21 protein-coding genes and 1 pseudogene are annotated in these 19,220 nt (G+C 41.4%); all 22 read right to left on the reverse strand.

The features are described 5' to 3' along the window. Nucleotides 1-367: 367 nt before the first annotated feature. Nucleotides 368-1,105 carry a glycoside hydrolase family protein gene (locus tag WA1_RS47585; RefSeq protein WP_017747502.1) on the reverse strand — a complete coding sequence of 246 codons (738 nt, stop codon included), beginning with the start codon at nt 1,103-1,105 and terminating at the stop codon, nt 368-370. Nucleotides 1,106-1,135: 30 nt separating this feature from the next. Then, the gene (locus tag WA1_RS47590; RefSeq protein ID WP_081403091.1) at nt 1,136-1,597 is read right to left on the reverse strand and encodes a hypothetical protein; all 462 of its coding nucleotides are present in this window, start codon (nt 1,595-1,597) and stop codon (nt 1,136-1,138) included. Between the two features lie 143 nt (nt 1,598-1,740). Continuing rightward, nucleotides 1,741-1,938 (reverse strand): hypothetical protein, encoded by a 198-nt coding sequence (locus WA1_RS47595; protein WP_017747501.1) that lies wholly within the window; start codon nt 1,936-1,938, stop codon nt 1,741-1,743. A 324-nt stretch (nt 1,939-2,262) separates the two neighbouring features. Further along, a complete protein-coding gene (locus WA1_RS47600) occupies nt 2,263-2,724 on the reverse strand; it encodes a hypothetical protein (protein WP_081403091.1) in 462 nt (153 codons plus the stop codon). Nucleotides 2,725-3,129: 405 nt separating this feature from the next. Next, complete coding sequence (locus WA1_RS57855) at nt 3,130-7,062, reverse strand: CHAT domain-containing protein (RefSeq protein ID WP_051077111.1); 3,933 nt, start codon at nt 7,060-7,062, stop codon at nt 3,130-3,132. A gap of 18 nt (nt 7,063-7,080) precedes the next feature. Then, entirely contained in the window at nt 7,081-7,287 is a 207-nt protein-coding gene (locus WA1_RS54245; RefSeq protein WP_081403177.1) for a pentapeptide repeat-containing protein, read from the reverse strand. After that, nucleotides 7,284-7,481: a hypothetical protein gene (locus WA1_RS47610; protein ID WP_017747499.1), complete on the reverse strand. Its 198-nt coding sequence runs from the start codon at nt 7,479-7,481 to the stop codon at nt 7,284-7,286. The genes WA1_RS54245 and WA1_RS47610 overlap by 4 nt, the downstream gene beginning before the upstream one ends. Before the next feature lie 452 nt (nt 7,482-7,933). Further along, complete coding sequence (locus WA1_RS47615; protein ID WP_017747497.1) at nt 7,934-8,131, reverse strand: hypothetical protein; 198 nt, start codon at nt 8,129-8,131, stop codon at nt 7,934-7,936. Nucleotides 8,132-8,395: 264 nt separating this feature from the next. After that, nucleotides 8,396-9,202, reverse strand: coding sequence for a DUF928 domain-containing protein (locus tag WA1_RS47620; RefSeq protein WP_017747496.1), 807 nt, complete (start codon nt 9,200-9,202; stop codon nt 8,396-8,398). 219 nt (nt 9,203-9,421) lie between these two features. Next, nucleotides 9,422-11,773, reverse strand: a complete 2,352-nt coding sequence (locus tag WA1_RS47625) for a CHASE2 domain-containing protein (protein ID WP_017747495.1) — start codon at nt 11,771-11,773, stop codon at nt 9,422-9,424. A gap of 36 nt (nt 11,774-11,809) precedes the next feature. Beyond that, nucleotides 11,810-12,790: a DUF1822 family protein gene (locus WA1_RS47630; protein ID WP_017747494.1), complete on the reverse strand. Its 981-nt coding sequence runs from the start codon at nt 12,788-12,790 to the stop codon at nt 11,810-11,812. Between the two features lie 22 nt (nt 12,791-12,812). Beyond that, nucleotides 12,813-13,448: a hypothetical protein gene (locus tag WA1_RS47635; RefSeq protein WP_017747493.1), complete on the reverse strand. Its 636-nt coding sequence runs from the start codon at nt 13,446-13,448 to the stop codon at nt 12,813-12,815. Nucleotides 13,449-13,990: 542 nt separating this feature from the next. Then, complete coding sequence (locus WA1_RS56295; protein WP_017747492.1) at nt 13,991-14,158, reverse strand: hypothetical protein; 168 nt, start codon at nt 14,156-14,158, stop codon at nt 13,991-13,993. Between the two features lie 372 nt (nt 14,159-14,530). Further along, nucleotides 14,531-14,773, reverse strand: a pseudogene (locus tag WA1_RS56300) (monoamine oxidase); the annotation flags it as partial. Between the two features lie 74 nt (nt 14,774-14,847). Then, nucleotides 14,848-15,531, reverse strand: a complete 684-nt coding sequence (locus WA1_RS47640; protein WP_017747490.1) for a Uma2 family endonuclease — start codon at nt 15,529-15,531, stop codon at nt 14,848-14,850. 226 nt (nt 15,532-15,757) lie between these two features. After that, nucleotides 15,758-16,171 carry a four helix bundle protein gene (locus WA1_RS47645; protein WP_017747489.1) on the reverse strand — a complete coding sequence of 138 codons (414 nt, stop codon included), beginning with the start codon at nt 16,169-16,171 and terminating at the stop codon, nt 15,758-15,760. A 275-nt stretch (nt 16,172-16,446) separates the two neighbouring features. Further along, on the reverse strand, nt 16,447-16,824 hold the full coding sequence (locus WA1_RS47650; RefSeq protein WP_017747488.1) for a hypothetical protein: 378 nt from the start codon (nt 16,822-16,824) through the stop codon (nt 16,447-16,449). Between the two features lie 113 nt (nt 16,825-16,937). Then, nucleotides 16,938-17,516, reverse strand: coding sequence for a PIN domain-containing protein (locus tag WA1_RS47655; RefSeq protein WP_017747487.1), 579 nt, complete (start codon nt 17,514-17,516; stop codon nt 16,938-16,940). Between the two features lie 35 nt (nt 17,517-17,551). Then, nucleotides 17,552-17,815 (reverse strand): UPF0175 family protein, encoded by a 264-nt coding sequence (locus tag WA1_RS47660; RefSeq protein WP_017747486.1) that lies wholly within the window; start codon nt 17,813-17,815, stop codon nt 17,552-17,554. Between the two features lie 259 nt (nt 17,816-18,074). Then, entirely contained in the window at nt 18,075-18,503 is a 429-nt protein-coding gene (locus tag WA1_RS47665) for a DUF7680 family protein (protein ID WP_017747485.1), read from the reverse strand. A 1-nt stretch (nt 18,504) separates the two neighbouring features. Then, nucleotides 18,505-18,864, reverse strand: coding sequence for a type II toxin-antitoxin system RelE/ParE family toxin (locus WA1_RS47670; protein ID WP_017747484.1), 360 nt, complete (start codon nt 18,862-18,864; stop codon nt 18,505-18,507). After that, nucleotides 18,861-19,115, reverse strand: coding sequence for a ribbon-helix-helix domain-containing protein (locus WA1_RS47675; protein ID WP_017747483.1), 255 nt, complete (start codon nt 19,113-19,115; stop codon nt 18,861-18,863). Before WA1_RS47675 ends, WA1_RS47670 begins: the two co-directional genes overlap by 4 nt. Nucleotides 19,116-19,220 lie beyond the last annotated feature (105 nt).

A 19,220-nucleotide genomic window follows, 5' to 3' on the forward strand; every position in this document is an offset into this window, starting at 1 on the left:
ATTCAGCCATAAAAATCAAAAACAAACAAGTGAGAGTCGGTGTTTATCAAACAAGTCGATGAGTTAGATAACTATCAGGTTCAATCTCTGTTGCCAGCGCACCTGCGACTCTCTATATATCTCTGCCTCTGTTTAACGAGTTTTATTCAAAGTTAAAAAAATTTTTTTGAGAATAGTTTGAAGAAGATGTTTTAAAGTTTTCAGTTGGATACAATACGGTAAAGATTTAAGGAACCGCACCCTTGACGCGGATGCACCTAAGAGAAAACTGTTATCATCGCCAAAAACCCGGTTTTGTTGAAAAACCGGGTTGGGGTAGATGTTTCACTTATTTTTGCTGACTCATATCCAATCTTGAAAGCCCAAACTAGAGGGGGGTCAAGAATAGTTCAGCTTCAGCTTGCCTTCGTGTCAAAAGCCCTTTCTCAACATTTGTTCCAGGGTTGCGATACTTGATAAAAGTTTCGCGGATTTTAGACCAATCACGATTCTGTAAAACTGTAGTCATTGAATTGAAGTTAGGAGCGCCATAGAATTTACTCCCCAAGTTGTAGCCAAAGCTGAGTAATGCTCCTTGTTGGTTAGTGTTGAGTTCGCCCCAACAAGGTATTTTTGCTAAATCGGGTAAGTAGTTTCTTTCCAACTGATGAATCAAAAGCTCATCAGCTTCTTTTTGGGAAATGCTCTCTCCAAGATGCCACGCACTACCATCAAGTTTCTTGGTCGATCCCCAGCCAATTGTAATTGGTTCTCGGTTGGTTAAAGGATCGGGGTATGCATCAAGAAAGCAACCTTCAAAGCGTTTAATTAACTCAACTCCACAATTAGGTAAGCTTGTGGGAATTGCGGCAGAGGAATTGGGAACTTCCTTGGCTTCAATGAGCTTTTCTGCAAATGCAGCATTAAGAAGTTCAGGTAAGTCAAAGGCTTGGGCAAATTTTACTGTTGCCTGTTTAGTGATTGGTCCATAAGCGCCGTCAGCAACTCCCGAAAGTAATTTTAGATCTCGGAGACGGATTTGAACTTGCTGTGCTAACTCGCTGTCTTGACTCAAATAATCCAATTCAAAGGATTCGTTAAGCTTGACAATGTCTTGAAGTTTCATATTGCTCTCCTTTTAATAAGTTGAATAAGTTTAATAAGTGTAGCCAACGAGAAGTTTAACTTCTTTGTGTTCTTTGCATTTTGCTGTGAAGACTTTTTCAAAATCTGCAAACTCATTGTCTGAGAGCACGATACAACCCATACTTCCTGGCACATTTGCATCGCGGTGAATCAGTAAATCAGAACGAGTTCCGCCATCCTTGGTTTTGACTTCAAAGGGTGTAATCGGATACCCATTACCTTCGACTCCCTTGACGTGTTTCAGGTCTACAGGATTGACTGTCACAGAGTAAAAAGGTAATGGCTGAGCCAGTTCATAAGTTGGGGGTAACACTCCACCACGAACATTCCAATCTTTGACGCCTTGCTTGTCTGGAGTGCTTGTTGTTGCTACCCATCTACCAACAATTCCTTGAGTTTCATCAATCAGGAATAGTCTTCCTCTGTTCAAATCTTGTGTTTCGTCTAGTGACATCGTGAAGAATAAAAGCATATTCGTAGTTTTCCTGTTGAATTTAAATTGGAGTTAACTTTGGTGTTCTTTTAACAGATGTCAGTCAATTTGTTGCAGCCGAAACTCAGCTTTCCTCTCAGGGATAAGATATTGCCCTCTGCCATCATGACTTCCAGTGATACTTATCTGCGATCGCCTGCGCCTTTTGTGTCTGTACCACCTGTACGCGGTGGTCTTGGTATTGACCTACTGCTAGTGGTGCTTGTGTTAAACTGCTTACCTAGAATTTCTTGAATTCTCTCTATGAGAAATAGCTTTTTTCGGTTCAGTTGTTGTGATTTTTCTAGTAGTATAGTTGTTGCTAATCTCTGAGAAAACATTGCATCCTCCAAATAATTATGTTAGAAAATTGATTCTGGTATTAGAGTCGTTGCACTTAGAGTTTCTTCTTTTAGCAGCACCACTGCAACTCTCTATATATTTCTGCGCTTGTCTTCAAGGTTTTATTCAAATCAGGAGAAATTTTTTTGATTTTTTGGATGTTGCCCATCTTGCACTGACCTCTCACCCTCCTGAAAATCGATGTAGAGACGCGATCGCTCATGGTAAAATCTAAAGTCTGATGTCCGATCTTGTTTAATTTGGAAGTCCTTAGACTAAGCTACTGATACAAGGTTGAGCGAAATTTAGGGAATTTATCTCGCTTAGTAAGTGTAGCCAACAAGAAGTTTAACTTCTTTGTGTTCTTTGCATTTTGCTGTGAAGACTTTTTCAAAATCTGCAAACTCATTGTCTGAGAGCACGATACAACCCATACTTCCTGGCACATTTGCATCGCGGTGAATCAGTAAATCAGAACGAGTTCCGCCATCCTTGGTTTTGACTTCAAAGGGTGTAATCGGATACCCATTACCTTCGACTCCCTTGACGTGTTTCAAGTCCACAGGATTGACTGTCACAGAGTAAAAAGGTAATGGCTGAGCCAGTTCATAAGTTGGGGGTAACACTCCACCACGAACATTCCAATCTTTGACGCCTTGCTTGTCTGGAGTGCTTGTTGTTGCTACCCATCTACCAACAATTCCTTGAGTTTCATCAATCAGGAATAGTCTTCCTCTGTTCAAATCTTGTGTTTCGTCTAGTGACATCGTGAAGAATAAAAGCATATTCGTAGTTTTCCTGTTGAATTTAAATTGGAGTTAACTTTGGTGTTCTTTTAACAGATGTCAGTCAATTTGTTGCAGCCGAAACTCAGCTTTCCTCTCAGGGATAAGATATTGAGTATTTCCGCTCTTTGCGTTCCGTAACTTCATGACTTGAAGATATCAGTACCAACTTTGAGCTTGCATCATAGAAATGTCATTAGATGGGCATTACATTTGTCATGATATCGATGTCGTTCTGTTTGGAGCGCAACTGCAACTCTCTATATATCTCTGCTCGCGTCTTCAAGGTTTTATTCAAATTTAGGGAAAATTTTTTGAGATAGCAGTTTTCATCTGCATAAAGTACAAGTGAGTTCGACAGCCTCTGACAAAATTGCCAAGCGATCGTTGTTGTCCCACAGATATCTACCAAGGGTTACCAATCATCGTAAAAGGTGCCCAGTAATATGGATGGGATAAATTTTTGATTTCTGTTAATTTTACAGTTAAATTTGCACTTCCACCCGACCATACTAATTTTCCATGCTCGATTTTCACTCTCTTGTTCAACATTTCTATCTGTGCTTTTTGCAGTGCTTCTGCCTTGATGCGCGATTTTTTAAGCTGCTGATAGAACTCTGTGACTAAGCCCATAGTGGCTGAATCGTTAACTAACCAGAGACTAGCTAAAGCAGATTTGACTCCCGCTCTAGCGGCAAAGCCTGCAAAACCCAGTTCAGCTTCTCGATCGCCTGCGGTTGTTTCACAGGCGCTAAGCACTAATAATTCTACAGATGGATTATCAAGTTTTAATGTCCTTAACTGATCTAAGCGGAGGTTAGTGTCCCACAGTTCAATATAGGAGTTTTTAACTTCTCCTTGTTTAAAATCTTCTGTGACATCTTTGGTGGTATCTTCTGAATCAAATTTTCCATGTGTTGCTAAATGGATAATGCCATAGGGCGGACGATTTTTCAGACTATCCAATAGAAAATTTTCATTTTTGATAGGTGGACTGGTTTTCTCCCACACTTTTTTGATTAAATCCAGTTCCATTTCTACTGCGGGTAGATTGCGTGCAGGGTCGGCAAATTTTGACCTACCCATTGCTAAAAGCTCCGAATTTCTAATATTTACATAACGAGTGTCTGTTAAGCTGAGGCTAGGCATTAAGCCAACACTATATTTCTCTATCAAAAATTTGCGATCGCGCTCATCATAAAGAGATGCTAGCGGGATGGAACGCAAACCAGCATCCGTGATGAATGTTAAGTTATTAATTTTTTGAGCTTTTAAATCCTTTTCTATTGGTTCAATCAACCATTTGTAAAGTTGTTGGGCTGGAGCTTTATAGTCCTGACTGTTACGAATGGCTTTGCCTTCGTCTTGAACCGCAAAAGTAAATTCCTCTGCTTTCTCCAACATTTTTTTGCGGGTAACTTCACGATTGGACTTACGAATGGGTTTACCATTAGGCGTAATTAAAACAAGTTCCAATGGGTCATCATCACTTGTTCCTTGAGGTGAAGTTGCAAAAGTAGCATAGATAATTGCTGGTTTAACACCTGTATCTAACTGAACGTTTTGTAGCAGTTGACAAGCTTCTACCAAGTTTTTCCCAGCCAAATCATAACCGAGATGTTTTTGATATTCGCGGATGAGTTTACCTTCTAATTCACTAATACCAGCATCAGCGCAAGGAGTACGGGCAATAACTGATAATCGTGGGGTTAAACGTCCCCTTGGAGGAGTTCTGGATGTAGAAATTTGAATATTACCCCGCGTTAAATTATCAGCATTATCAACAAAAGCTTCCCCTGCAAAAATAGAGTTTTCTCCTGTGGTGATAATTCCAGCAGTGCCGTTAACATTGGGATTCCCAACAGTAAACGGAGTATCATTCATGCCACCACCATGTCTAATAATGATGCTACCGTTACTAGTAGTCCCAGTTGTGGCAATGCTAGCTGGGGTTTGAGGAATCAGGTTTGTAGCACGGAAGAACTTTCCAGTCGTAATATCTACATTTCCGCCTGCAGTACCGCCTCTAGCATCTATGAAGCTGACTTGAATGTCCTCAGGAGGGTCAAGGGTAACGTTTCCACCTCTGCCTGAAAATCCTCTGGAGGTAATTTCCCTAGTTGTGATTTGGGAAGTTGATTGAATAAAAATGTTGCCACCATTGAGAGCGGAGGTATCAATATCGGCTATATTAATTGTTCCTCCGCTGAAGGTGACTGAACCACCGTTAGCACCAATTGTGCCATTATTGCCTCCTGGGGTACTACCTCTACCACCAGCACCGCTAACTGTAGTGATGTTGTCTGTTTTTATGTTGCCAGTTGCTGTAAGTGTAACTTGACCGCCACTGTTGCCATTACCCCCATTGTTACCGCTACCAGCAGTACCAGCATTACCGGGATTGCCACCAGTGCCAGGAGTGCCAGGAGTGCCATTAAGGGCATCAGTATTACGAGAACCACCATTACCGCCATTGCCACCATTACCTCTACTACCTGCACTACCTCCGCTACCTGCACTACCTGCACTACCTCCGCTACTTCCATTACCTCCAGTGGTAGCGATATTACTTGTTGTAACGCTTCCAGAGGTAGCTGTCAGTATAACCTGACCGCCAGTACCGCCAATACCTCCAGTCCCACCATTACTAGCAATAGCACCATTGCCGCCAGCCCCACCATTACCACCATTGCCACCAACCCCGCCATTACCACGATTCTCAACACGACCACCATTGCCGCCAGTACCACCCGTACCACCCGTACCACCAGTACCACCATTGCCACCAGTACCACCAGTACCACCAGTACCACCAGTACCACCAGTACCAGCAGACAGAACAATGTTGTCTGTTGCAATCCCTTTAGAAGTTGCTGTCAGGTTAACTTGACCACCTGCCCCACCATTACCACCATCGCCACCTCTACCACCATCGCCACCTCTACCACCATCGCCACCTCTACCACCATCGCCACCTCTACCACCATCGCCACCTCTGCTCCTAAGAGGTCCAAAATCACTATCACCATTGCCACCATTACCACCATTGCCGCCTCTACCACCATTGCCACCTCTACCACCACTCCCACCTCTACCACCATCGCCACCACTCCCACCTGTACCGCCAGTGGTAGCGATGTTACCTGTTTTTATGCCTCCAGAAGTAGCTGACAGTATAACTTGACCACCAACACCGCCATTACCACCAACGCCGCCATTACCACCAGGATTACCATCAGCACCGGAATTGCCGCTTCTAGCAAAATCACCATCAGTGCCATCATCACCAATGAAACCATTATTGCCATCAGTGCCATCATCACCAAGAATACCACTGCTCCCATCACTACCATCAGTACCACGATCGCCATCAGCACCACGAGCACCGTTAGCTTCTATATTTCCCGTAGTAATACTTGCCGCCCTAACATTGACTCTACCTCCATTCTGACCTGCTTCTTTACCAGAGACATCAAGAGTACCAGTTAAAACTGCACTTCCCGGTTCTGCTGTGACTCCCCCAGCATTACCCTGTCTTCCAAGGGTAAGTAGTTCTGGCAAAGAAACAATAGGCAAAGTCCACGGCTGCGGCTGACTGCTATTTGCGTTGAGTGGTTCAATCTCTAAACTCAGGACGTTTCCTGGTTGAGAGATGCGTACCAAATTCTGTCCCGGTACTGCTGTCACGGTAATTTGTCCTGCTGCTGCAGACAAGTTCCCTGTACTGAAAACTGTACCACCAACAAAAGTTAAATTTTGCCCGGTTCCCACTGACAAATTACCAAGGTTAGCAATAGCCCCTGATTGCTGCATTGTAAAAGCAAAGGTCGTTGGATTTCCTACAAGAGTGGTGTAATCATTTGTACCCAAGGCATTAAACCAACTAGAACCAAAACCAATGCCGTTGGCGGTAGTCGCAGTAAAGGCAGCAGGCACATTTAAGCTGGCATTAGAACCAAAAATAATACCCGATGGATTCATGAGGAACAGATTGGAATTACTACCTGTTACTTGAATTAAACCGTTTATAACAGATGGGTCACCGCCAATCACCCGTCCCAAAATGTTTTGAATATTAGGGTTGGAAATAAAGTTAGCAATTTGGTTTTCACTCAAACCAAACTGGGTAAAACTGTGGAAGAGATTAGCTTTGTCTCCAGAAAGCTGTCCGCCAGTGATGTCAAATCTGTTGCCATTAGGGGTAATGAGAGTACCCGTTCCATCAGGGGCGGGAGTAATGCTTTGTGCTTGTACCCGTTCTACATACACATACGTCAACAGAGGAGATGTTGCCAAAAGCAAACTAATGATTCTTGCTGCTAATTTCCTTGGTTTCATATCAATGAATAGGCGCAACTAGAGTCCTCGTTTGCTAAATTTCAAGTATTGTACAACACAATTCCTTACTGAGCAACTTTTATAGAAGTAGGCTTTCTGGAGTTGAGCGGAATAAAGTTTAGCTTCTTGAAGGTTTGCTTGTTGTATGGTAGTTTTTTGTAAGTTGGCGTAGCCAAGATTGGCTTTCTTCAGATTGATACCACTTAAATTTGCAATGATACTTATCTGCGATCGCCTGCGCCTTTTGTATCTGTACCACCTGTACGAGGTGGTCTTGGTATCGACCGGCTGCTTGTGGTGCTGGTCTCAAACCACTTAGCTGTCATTCTTTGAACTTTATCTATAAGAAATAACTTTTTTCGCTTCGGTTGTTGTGTTTTTTCGAGTTCTATAGTTGTTGCTAATCTTTGAGAAAACATGATACCCTCCAAATAATTAGGTTAAAAAATTGATTTTGGCGAGAGTTGTTGCAGATCCGCGTTTCTTCTTTGAGCCGCACAACTGCAACTCTCTATATTTCTGCTCGTATCTTCAAGGTTTTATGCAAATGAGGAGAAATCTTTTGATTTTTTGGTGTACCTCCGTCAGGCATCGACCTCTCACTCTCGAGCCATGATGGATTTAGAAACGCGATCGCTCGCTGTAAAGTCTAAACTTTGAACTGAGCTACCGATCTCCGGCTGAGCAAAATTGACAGAATTTTATCTGGTTTAGTAAGTGTAGCCAACGAGAAGTTTTACCTCTTTGTGCTCTTTGCATTTTGCTGTGAGAACTTTTTCAAAATCTGCAAACTCATTGTCTGAGAGCACGATACAACCCATACTTCCTGGCACATTTGCATCGCGGTGAATTAGTAGATCGCTCCGGTGACTTATCTGCGATCGCCTGCTCCTTTTGTATCTGTACCACCTGTACGAGGTGGTCTTGGTATCGACCGACTGCTCGTGGTGCTGGTCTCAAACCACTTAGCTGTCATTCTTTTAACTTTATCTATGAGAATTAACTGTTTTCGCTTCGGTTGTTGAGTTTTTTCGAGTTCTATGGTTGTTGCTAATCTTTGAGAAAACATGGCACCCTCTAAATAATTAGGTTAGAAAATTGATTTTGGTGTGAGAGTTGTAGATCCGCGTTTCTTCTTTGAGCCACGCAACTGCAACTCTCTATATATTTCTGCTCGTGTCTTCACGGTTTTATTCAAATCCGGAAAATTTTTTTGATTTTTTTGAATGTAGCTCCGTCAGGCATTGACCTCTCATTTACACTACAAGATCCCCGACTTCTCTAAGAAGTCGGGGATCTCGATCCACTTCACCTATCAAAATTAATAAGGGACTTAGTTAGCTGCAGTTTGAGTATTTTGCAGTACAATTGGTTGGTCAGCAATTGTATTTAAACCAACGCTCCTCAATAATTCCTGCCAAGTCTTCTGAACTTGAGTATCACCGGGATTAGCCTGACTCAATCCAGCTAAGTTTGTTACAGTGTCATACCAAAGACCTTCCTTGGCATACAAAGCTGCTTTTTGTTTTGGTGTTGCACTTGTTAGTTGCTGTGTCAAAGTAGGACTGGAGTCAATTCGGGTAATGGTAGCACTAGCAAATTGATTTGCAGATGGTTTCTTTTTGTTACAAATTACAGCAAATTGCCAGTAGTAAACTTTATTTTTCTCTAGGGTTTTATTACCAGGGAGACGGACACCAACAACCCCTGTAGAAGTTCCAACAACTTTAGCAACAGTTGTTAATGAAGTATTACCGCTAGCATCTGTTTCTTCTAACCTTAGTTCTCCAGGACGTTCATTTGTTAAGGAATATGGAACGTACATCCAGAAGGTTGGTTGAGCATCCACGGTTTGTCCCCAGAAAAAATCTTTCCCTTCAGGAGTTTTATAGTTTGGGGTGAGGATAGTGAGTGGTATGTTGACATTTGGACACAATTCATCGCCTCTGCGGTCTCCAGCGCCTCTTGTATCTGTACCTCCAGTAGGAGGTGGATTTGGTACCGAAAAGTTGACTTTTAAAGCTTCAGGATTACTAGCCGCCACATTGACTGGTTGTGCGAATGTTTGTGGGGAATGGGTAACAAAGCTTGCAAGTGCAAATGCAATGCTTAAACTAACTACTTTGGAATTAAAAAACACTTTTAGGTTCCTCATTATAGTAGAAATACGTATTAAATCAGTATTTTTAACAAATGTCTTCAACTTCTTAACTTTAAGATATCAGTACAAACTCTGTGTTTACATCTAAGAAATGTCACGATATGGGCATTACATTTGTCATGCTGGTATATCAAAGTTTGAATTTCTATTACGTAGATACACGGTGAATCAGCAGTTTTCGTAATAGTCGTTGAATCTTTACATTCCCTTTACATAGTCGGTGAATTTAGCGATCTGCTGAAATTTCTGCTGTTGTTTTGCTCTGAATGCAGCATAGGCCATTAAACTTGTACTAGTAAGGACTAACGCTACAGATGAAGGAATGAAAGGAACCCAAACAGCTCCTATAAGTAGAAAGTTGAAGCACGCCCCACCCAATATGATGAGTGCGACACTGTCACCAATTAACAGGTGTAGTAGCAAGTTACAGCGCCAAGCTAACAAACCGCCCACCAACGCCCAACCTAAAATCCACAGTGTATCACCCCACAGCGACCAAACGGATAACAGGGGACGCCGATCTTCCACTGCGCTCAGAATTTGACTGACCATCTGTGCGTGAATGAGTACTCCAGGTATATCCTTAGGAAATCCATTACTACCAGTAAAAGGAGTAAAATGACGGTCTCTACCCTCTGTATCTGCACCAATTAAGACAACCCGATTCTTAATGACTTCAGGATTCACACGACCTTTTAAAATATCTGTAATGGTCATTGACTCAGCAAGTTCTATGGGGAGTCGATAATTGAGTAATATCTGATATCCACCAGCATGAAACTGTTGGTAACCCCCACTATGAGGTAATAAACGCTTGAACACAACAGAGCCAATTTGCCATTCGTTTTGCTGGGTCAGTTTGATAGGATATTTTTTTTTCGCCTCTAAGTACTGAACTGCTAGTTGAAAAGACAAGCTATAAGGTGTTGGACAAGTATTTTGCGCTTTTAAGTCCATTGATAACAATTGACGCCGCAGGATTAATTCATTTGGTACGTCATTGAAGCCTAAGCGTTCTTTGGATAAGTTGGCGGGAGGTGGTCCAAACCCTCGATCGTTTTCATCTGGAAATTTACAGATAGCAGTTAGGCGATCGTTTTCTTTAAAAAGTTTAAGTAATTGTTCTTGTCCCTTACCCTGCGGTAAATCCCGATAAAGGTCTATCCCTATAGCAACTGGTTTATAAGCTTCCAGTTTTTTAATAATTTTTGCTAAAGTTTCGTCATGGAGTGGATCTTGATTGAGTTGCTGAAAATCGTCTTCGGTCGCTTTGACAATTAATAAACGTTTGTCTAACTCCTCCTGCGGTCGCCATTGCAACATTTGGTCAAAAGCTTTTAATTCTGTGGGTTGCAACATACCCAGCGATCGCACGCCAACAACACAAGCCGTCACTGCTAAACTTGTGAGAGCAACAGTATATAATTTCAGTCGGTGACGCCGCTCTGAAATCTTGTCTTTAGACTTTTCTAACCAATCTTTCCAAGTTGGTGGTGCTTCAGGAGAATTTTGATAAATCACTGGTAACCAAGTCGCACAAGGAAACTCATCTTCCAAGCCTTCTAATTTTCCTCGTGCTTCCTTAACCGCATAATATAAAGACTCCCCACGATAAAAGGTTTCTAAAAAGTATTTTAAAAATGTCTGTGCCACTTTATCCGGTACAGGTTGACGCATCACAATAATTTGGGGAATACATAAATCCACCAAAGATCGTGCTAAACCCAAACCATCACAGGAATTAAAGATTGCTAATTTTAACCCATTATCAACAGCTTTTTTTAAAGATTGTTTTAATTCAGCAATTGTTAAAGTATCTGTTTGATTAATATGAATCCAACCACTTTCACCATCTATTTGACTGGAACTATGTCCGGCAAAAAAGAGAATATCCCACCCTTTCTCATCCCACAATTTTTCTGTTAACTCTTGACGCTGTGGCTCAGATAAAAATTTAATTTCTGCATCAGGAAGTTGCTGTTTCAGCAAAGCTGCATCTGCTTGAGTGTTAATACCAGTGCTGTTTCCTAAAATAGCTAAAATTCTTACCCTAGACTTAGTAGGTCTTTTCCCAACAGACTCATAAAAGGGAGAAATGACAGCAACTTCAGCCTTAGGGTAAGATTCAAATAAATTCCACAAATGCCAAGGAAAACGCTGTAGTTGCACATCCATTGTTTGAACCAGCACCCGCATTTCATCTGAGGATGAAACTTTTTGGAAAAATTTCTCTCTGATTAATCGGAGTGCATCTGAGTTCAACCAAATGTTAAGACTCTCTCGCAAGATATTAGCTGCGTGGTTGCAATCTTTGAGAAAAGAACCACGAGTGGCTTTTCCCTTATTTTTAGATGACAACCGATATAACATTTCTAAATTGCAATAAGCTGAGTGCCAAAGCTCATAGTGTTTGATGATATCGGGGTTAGGCGGTAGCTTCCCCCGGATTTCCACTGAAGGGTGTTTTCCCTCCTCACCTATTTGCAACCTAATAGGAAACCCACTTTCAAAGTCTCCTTCTCCCAATTCAAAAACAACTAACTTTCTCACTGTCTTGGCGTGGCTCCTTACAGGTTTTCTTCTTAGTTAGATAACAAAGTCTTCTGTAGTACTGATATCACCAAGTGCGACTCGAATGCTAAATTTCTCACCAGGATGACCGCTAATTTGCAACAGAAGAAAATCATCTTCAGATAAAGCTTGAGTTTCCTCAAAAATAGCTCCAGACTCATCAAGTATCATGAGTTGCAGACCGGGCGGAAGAGATGTTTGCGCCATAGCAGGAATGACTTGCACGTGGATATCAATTTCTGATTCTTCTGATACAGATGTAGATTCAGTACTTGATGCCAGCGAGACGGCAAGGATAATGGAATAATTTCCTTGTGGGGTCTGTAGATCGATCGTTTTGCCACCACGCGAACTGCCATCCTTTCGGAATTGTCGGAAGCCAAAAGCTAAATTGGTTTGCGGTGTACTCACCAAAGAATCAAGAGTTTGCCAACCAGTCTCAAAAGCGTTCCGCAACCATTGGCTGAGGTTTGTGAGTTGTGCAGTAGCACTGACAGATGGAGAGACTTTTTCACGCGGTTGATTTAAAGATCTCAGTAAATTTCTGAGTGGTTGAAATTGATGCAACGGGATCTCCTCTGCTTCCACCGTTGGGATAAAACCTAAAATTGCAGCCTCCTCCAGAGCTTCATCCATTTGCACTGCTGTATAACCAATGCGATCGCCCCAGACGTCTACAGGAACATGACAGGTTTGCTCTTGCGCTGTCACGGGACGGCACTCCAAACGACCCAATCCTGTCACAACTAAATCGGAAACATCACTACACAGGCAAACAAACGCATTGCGGCTGTAACTTGCTGCAATATCTGTAGGAATGTCCATCATTTGTAAGTAGTTGTCAACGACTGACACAGCCAAAGTATTCAACAACACTTGTTCCGCTTTTTCCGAAGTTGGTTGACGTGCTGCTAATTGACGAGCCGTATTGCGTGCTTCTTCAGTGATGGGTAACACAACAGTGCGTTCGTATATTTCATTTGTTATTCCAGCCATAGTTATTTACTTTCCTTTTACGTTACAAATATCCTTGTTCTTCCCCAAATTTAAGGAGGCGTGGGAGGCACTGCCTTTGATAAAAGGTACTTAAGGTGGCTAACGGAACCTTGAATTCTGCTGCTATCTCTTTCCAACTCGTCTCTGGAGGTAAACGCCGTAGAATAATAGCTTGACAAGTGATTTCTGGGTGATTTTTGATATGAATACTGCCCAACTCACCTGTGAGGTCTGTTTCTGCCCACTCCCGTGTCACTTCCAACATGGAAGGAACATCAACTGGTGCAGCTACAGTGTCCAAAGGGTCAAATTCTTCACCCTTATCTGAAATTTGCACGGATACAAATCGCTGCGCTGTTTTCTGACCTTGGGTGTAAAACTTTCTCAGTTCTAACTTGAGGTAAGCATTCAACCAAGTCACGACCGTACTGCGTTCTGGATCGAATTTTTCTCCAGTTGTTGCTTCGCAGATATTGCGGCAGAAGTAAAGCCAAGTTCGTTGCAAAGCATCCTGATAGAACGGCGAGTTATCTTTCCACAGTTTTCTTTGCACAAGTTTCACAATTTCCGTCAAACCTTCTTGGCGCTCAAGGCTACCCTGAGGATGCTGACAGGTTTGTTGAACTAGCCGAACAATTTTTTGATTACCGTTATCCATAACACCCTGGCTGGCTTAACAAGATTGGCTTTAAATTAGCACAACTACAATACCAACTCTATACCCCTCTATCCCCATCCTCTAAGACTCTTCTAACTTTTCCTCTCGCGGCAAAGATAGTTATTGTAATCACTTTCAATTTGATGCATACTCATACCTCATTCTAGTTGTGTTGATGGACTAACTGCTCTATTTACTCATGGAGCGAGTTTTGAGGTTTTATTCAAATTTCCCAAATTTTTTTTACTTCCGTGTTGAATGTTATAACCGCGCTCAAGTTAGTCTTTCGCTTGACAAAAAACAAATTATTTAGTATAATCTACATAGATTATCAAATTTTCATCAGCAATCGCTACCCATTTGAAGCAAGCCACCTTGACAAGGTTAGGGATTTCTAAGAAATAAATTACCCAATCTTGTGGGACGGGCGTCCCCGCCCGTTTTATACTAGTGACGGGCGAGACTTTAGTACCACAACAGATATTTGAAGACTTTTTTATTTGGAAGTCCCTTAATGTTTACGACTTAAATAATTTAAAAACTCAATGCAGCAAGATGGGATCTTTCCTCACTGTGTAGTCTTTTTCCACGCGTAGCGCTACTATTTCACTATTGCACTTAATATCTGCTTTAATTGATGCTGCCAAGCGTTGGATAAGTTGATCCATTCCACCTTTAAGTTGCAACAAGTCGTGACTGGTTTCGGTCATAATATCTCCGAGGAAAATATCTAACCGCTTCTAAAAGTTTGGACAAAGCTACCCACAAGTAGATAAATCTTTACAAACCCAACTCTACGGTATAAGTTCGCTCAACTAGAAGTGCCATTTGGCTTGGTTCCCTTGCCCCATGGCTTAGGTTCCTTGACCACTAATCCCCAGTTAGAGATACTGAAATTAATTCAGTACGAGACTTAAAAATGTATTCAGTTTTTAACAATTAGTTTGTGCTAAGTGTTTCAAGGTTCTCACGCCAAGTAAGCTTTTGCATCCCGCACTAATCAAGCGTCTGAAGATAGTACCTCAATATCCCTAAAAAGTCAAGCTTTGGGTAAAGGTGTATCGGTTTCAATTTACAGTTTATAACCCTTGGGAACACTTGGCACGGAAACTGGGGTTTTGAGTCAGGAAGGAGTGCAGATCGATGGTTTCGCCGTCTTCGCTAAAGTAGGGATCTAAATCCAAGCGCTCCAACTCATCCATTAAGTGAGATTGCAAGTCGCGTTCAAAATCAGCACGAAGATTACCTGGTGCGATGGTATTAATGATGGTTTTGAGCCAAGCGACAAAATTGCGAGTTTGTTCGCTGTAACGAGGGTCAGTCAGGGGCGCAATGCCTTGCGCCCTTACAGAGATAAAATTTTTCTCGAAAAGCGCTTAACTGTTGATGCAAGAGAATATCATAGGGTGTTTGGATCGATTCCTTGTTGCTGCAATTTAGTTAAAAGCTCTTGAAGTTTTTGTTGTTGAGCGATCGCAACTTCTTCTGGTGTAAGGTATCGATTACCTTTTTGGTCATACCAGTATAACCATTCTCGCGTGAATCCCTGATAGGTTCCTCGTTCGCGTCCAAGACCTAATCCTACTTCAGGCATCCAGACTATATCCTCCGGTTGCAAAACATATTTCCCCTCAACTAAGCGATACACTTCTAAACGTTTTTGCTTGCGGCGTAAGCGTGTTGGAGCATAAATTGCATAGTATAAAATTCCCAATTGGGCATAATCTATTTTTTTCTGTTCGTATTCTCCGTTGTATGTTTTAGAAACCACTTCTAAAGCAAAAATGGGAACAATTCCATCTTCCTCCCAAAGCACGTAGCTTAGTCTGCCATTTTCGCCAACAAAACGTTCTACCCCTAAGCTAAGAAAGCCGTCGGGAACAATTGCAGAATAACTGGAATCGTAGTATATCCCCATATTTATACCAAAATACCAGTCATCGCGCTCCTGCCAACAGAGAGACAAAATAGCTAGTAACAAATTAGGAATTAAAATTTGGAGTTCGTTATCCACAGGAGTGTCATCAGAATCTGGTAATTCTGCAGATGTTGGTAGACAGTCTAACGGGTTGTATTTGAACATAATCGAGCTTGGTACGTCAACTGTGAACCGTCAGCAAATAAATCTAGACTCATTTGCCCATAACTTCACGGTAACTCAAATTGTAGGTCAGAGACTTTGGCTGTCACAATCGTTTCTCGAACACTTCTTTTAATCGCTAGTGGATTAAGATTAAACACCTTACCACTTGTAAACAATTGATATCCAACCGAAAAGGAACCCGTAGCCAACAAGAAGGAAAATTTACTTATCTTAAGTATTGTTCATTAGCACTGCGGGCACGACGCACCCGTAAGCTTAAGGCGATCGCATGATTCATACTTTGATTCAGCAACGCCAATATTTTACCTATTTCATTAGCTTCTTGAAGTAAAGAATCAAATTTGTGTTTTTCAACTAGTTCAGATTCAATCAATATTTCTAGCCAGTACTGAGTTTCTCTCACTTCTTTCAGAGCGATTTCTAACTTACTGAGAAAGTCTTTGTTAGATTGAGCAGACTGTCCCTCTCTCACATTTGCTCCAATCGCTGTTCCGGAACGGAGTAATTGCTTTGAAAGTGTTCGACAAACTCCAGACTGTTCCTCTAAAAAGGAACAAGCCTTAATAATTCTGACAGCAAAATTCTTTGTTCGTTCGGAAATACTAATATGAACTATCATAAATATCAGCGAAGCAAAGTAGGGCGGGAGAGGACACCCACACCACTAGAATTAGGTTTACTGAGACTGTGTAATTTATATAATTATTAGCTTACCATTTCAATTATACCAGTATAATCACTCTCGTGTCAAGCCTGGATAAGTAGCGGTTTTTTTGGATTTTTACTAACGATAAAAGCTGTTTTTATACAAAAATGGGTAAATGATCGATGGCGATACCTTCTTGTTGCCAGAAATGCCACTTGTGAACAATTGATAAATCTGTCGCCTGATAGTTATTCTTGTCCCAATTGTAGTAGTGTCTCGAATATGGGATCGCCAAAAGTCATCAACCGCATTGAAGGTGTTTCATCAAATACGCTTGGATAAAAAGTGACTGTATAGTCCTGTCCCTTGTATGTCAAGTACCAGATGCGATCGCCTTTATTCTCAAACTTTGCACCACAAGCTCTCAGAATAACTGAAGTGGTGAATAACTGCTCAACAGTTTCTGGAGTGAAGGGCGCAGGTGGAACGGGTTTTTGAATTTCTGCTAAGTCAGCTTCTAAATCCATTGCTACCATTTCTTCCATTGCTGGACGCAGTGGAGGTTTTTCTAGGACTGAATCAAACTCAGACATTAAAACGTCCTCTTCTTCTGGGTCAGCACTCATTGCTGCTTGTTCAATAAAGGTTGGAACTTGCGCTAGGATTGGTTGAAGATTACCTACTACGGTAGCAAAAGCATTGATGCGTTCGGCGCTTCGCCGCAGCGCTAGCTATCGTATTATGGATTGAGATAGCTAGAAATGCCATTTTCGTAGGCTAGGGGAGAGCGATAACCTTCATCGATCATTTTCGCGTGAATAATATCAGCAGCAGACAAACAGAGGACTTTATTTTTAACCGCCTTGATAAGAATGCCTAAAGTTCCTGTTAACCGAATCCCTCGTTCTTGAGCAAACTTTCTGGCATTCCCGTCATCAGAGGCAAAAACCCAGTTACGGTTATAGGCGATCGCCATTGCTTCTGACTCCCCCGCACCAAATCGTTGACTGTACTCTATAGTTAACCGTAACTCAACAGCATCATCATTGGGATTAACCGCGTCTGATGGTGTTTGCAGCCAACCTTCATCCAACGCTTGATTAATTTCCTGTAGCTTAGTTCGATTTTGCAAATTAGCAGATGTGGAAGCGCTACTAATTCCTGCTTGGATTTCGCGTTGAACAGCCTTACCAATAAAGGCTCTACCCGTGTAGAGCCTTTGGAGGATATGGAAAACCTGTGCGAGAGCAAAATTACTCAGTACAGTGTTATCAAAAATTATTGGCGATGCCTCTAGTTCTGTACTTTTTGATTTCACTATGAATTTTTCCGTTCAATCTTCACACCAAATTGTTAAGCGTTCTCAATATCGCTTAAAAGTTCTAACTCAGAATTAACACCTAAATTAATAGGAATATTTCTGGCTTTTAATTCATCTTTTGCCTCTTCCAAAGTTATTTCTAACAGTTCAGCTAACTTACTTAAACTGATGTAACATAATTGGTATGTATCAAAAACCATCTCTATATACTCATTGGGAAACTTACTTAACTTTTCTGAGCGTGACGCATCTTCTCTACCAAGACGAATCCTGCGACCTAGTTCTGCGTAATCCATTCTCCTTTTAACCCAGATTTTGTTTGATAATCGAACACTTCATTCAATTTTAGAACGATTTGACAAGAAATGCCCTCTTTTTATTGTTAGATTTTTGAACGCTATGCTAGCATATGTCTGATAATCGAAAAAAACTATATGTTTACTCAAACACAATTCCTGAAATTCTTACAGGATAATGTTATGAATGGACTTCGCCTCAAAGATATACACGAACATGCTTTCTATTTAGCAGAGATAATGGCGATCGCGATTCGAGTTAATCTCCGAGTAGCACCCGAATTGCCCTCAAAGCCTGAGAACGTTTCCCATTACTAATCTTGGCAAACCAGTAGTGCGATTCTTCATTACTCATAGCAGTAATTCCTTTAGTAATATTAGCAATTCGCTCTGGTTTAGACAGGGGTTGTAAAGTTTGAAACAGTAAAGCTAAATTCACTCCAGATTCTTCACTTAAGATATAAGGACTTTGCCGAGCGCTCTTTAAAGTTTTGGGGTCATAGTTATTAGCTTTCAAACAATCATAAATTGCCTGTTTCGCCTGCACCAAAGCATTGCCCTTTAAACGCCCAATGCGCTTGGCAGAAGGACGCTTTTTTTCTCCCGCTTTCTTATAAGCACACTGGTACAACTCAAGGGCAAAGTTATTATTATCTGTAGGAACCACTCGCAATTGGAACTCTTGCATCTCAGTAAGTTACTTTCGCCATCAACGATAGCCTCTCAACCGGGTTACGATTTAGGGCTTGTTTGATAGTACTGATTTCTGTGCCATCTGGTTGCACTGTTGCCCTGACTACACGTAAAATTTCAATTCCGTTATCTCTCACTCGGTAAAGAATGATGTAACCATTTAGAGGTACATCCCGTACATAATCTTTAATATCGGCATAGCTGCGTCCCATGTTAGGGAACTTGGCAAGATTCCTACATTTTTTATTAAACTCATCAACAAAACGCTTTCCAGCATCAATACTACGACTCGTAAAATAATCAATAATTTCCTTTAAATCTTGATTTGCCTTTGGGGAGATAATATGTTGTTTCATCCTTGGTTCTCTCTAGCTTTACGCAGTCGCTCAACTACAATTTCCCCATCAATGCCTTCACCTCTATCTAACTGTTCAGCAGCCACTTCTACTTTTTGACGAGTTTCTTCAACCCAATTTTGATAGCCTTTTTCCCACTCTCCTAATAGTTTCAGTGCTTTACTAATAACTGCTTCCGGATTTTTATATTTCCCTCTGGCAATTTGTATTTGAATAAATTGCTCTTCTTCTGGCTTGAGTTGGATGTTCATAACTTTTCTTTGTTCTAAATTCGCTCTTGTGCCTATATTATGACGTTTTTGCTCTCGCTTCCTTAATAGCTTATCCTAATGGAAGATGCTGCCATTTTTTAATAT

The organism is Scytonema hofmannii PCC 7110 (assembly GCF_000346485.2).
Classification (GTDB): Bacteria; Cyanobacteriota; Cyanobacteriia; order Cyanobacteriales; family Nostocaceae; genus Scytonema; species Scytonema hofmannii.

Excerpts from the sequence above, each read along its gene's own strand:
- WA1_RS47585 (WP_017747502.1), bottom strand. The coding sequence starts at position 1,105 with ATGAAACTTCAAGACATTGTCAAGCTTAACGAATCCTTTGAATTGGAT.
- WA1_RS47590 (WP_081403091.1), bottom strand. The coding sequence starts at position 1,597 with ATGCTTTTATTCTTCACGATGTCACTAGACGAAACACAAGATTTGAAC.
- WA1_RS47595 (WP_017747501.1), bottom strand. The coding sequence starts at position 1,938 with ATGTTTTCTCAGAGATTAGCAACAACTATACTACTAGAAAAATCACAA.
- WA1_RS47600 (WP_081403091.1), bottom strand. The coding sequence starts at position 2,724 with ATGCTTTTATTCTTCACGATGTCACTAGACGAAACACAAGATTTGAAC.
- WA1_RS57855 (WP_051077111.1), bottom strand. The coding sequence starts at position 7,062 with ATGAAACCAAGGAAATTAGCAGCAAGAATCATTAGTTTGCTTTTGGCA.
- WA1_RS47610 (WP_017747499.1), bottom strand. The coding sequence starts at position 7,481 with ATGTTTTCTCAAAGATTAGCAACAACTATAGAACTCGAAAAAACACAA.
- WA1_RS47615 (WP_017747497.1), bottom strand. The coding sequence starts at position 8,131 with ATGTTTTCTCAAAGATTAGCAACAACCATAGAACTCGAAAAAACTCAA.
- WA1_RS47630 (WP_017747494.1), bottom strand. The coding sequence starts at position 12,790 with ATGGCTGGAATAACAAATGAAATATACGAACGCACTGTTGTGTTACCC.
- WA1_RS47635 (WP_017747493.1), bottom strand. The coding sequence starts at position 13,448 with ATGGATAACGGTAATCAAAAAATTGTTCGGCTAGTTCAACAAACCTGT.
- WA1_RS56295 (WP_017747492.1), bottom strand. The coding sequence starts at position 14,158 with ATGACCGAAACCAGTCACGACTTGTTGCAACTTAAAGGTGGAATGGAT.
- WA1_RS47640 (WP_017747490.1), bottom strand. The coding sequence starts at position 15,531 with ATGTTCAAATACAACCCGTTAGACTGTCTACCAACATCTGCAGAATTA.
- WA1_RS47645 (WP_017747489.1), bottom strand. The coding sequence starts at position 16,171 with ATGATAGTTCATATTAGTATTTCCGAACGAACAAAGAATTTTGCTGTC.
- WA1_RS47650 (WP_017747488.1), bottom strand. The coding sequence starts at position 16,824 with ATGAGTGCTGACCCAGAAGAAGAGGACGTTTTAATGTCTGAGTTTGAT.
- WA1_RS47660 (WP_017747486.1), bottom strand. The coding sequence starts at position 17,815 with ATGGATTACGCAGAACTAGGTCGCAGGATTCGTCTTGGTAGAGAAGAT.
- WA1_RS47665 (WP_017747485.1), bottom strand. The coding sequence starts at position 18,503 with ATGCAAGAGTTCCAATTGCGAGTGGTTCCTACAGATAATAATAACTTT.
- WA1_RS47670 (WP_017747484.1), bottom strand. The coding sequence starts at position 18,864 with ATGAAACAACATATTATCTCCCCAAAGGCAAATCAAGATTTAAAGGAA.
- WA1_RS47675 (WP_017747483.1), bottom strand. The coding sequence starts at position 19,115 with ATGAACATCCAACTCAAGCCAGAAGAAGAGCAATTTATTCAAATACAA.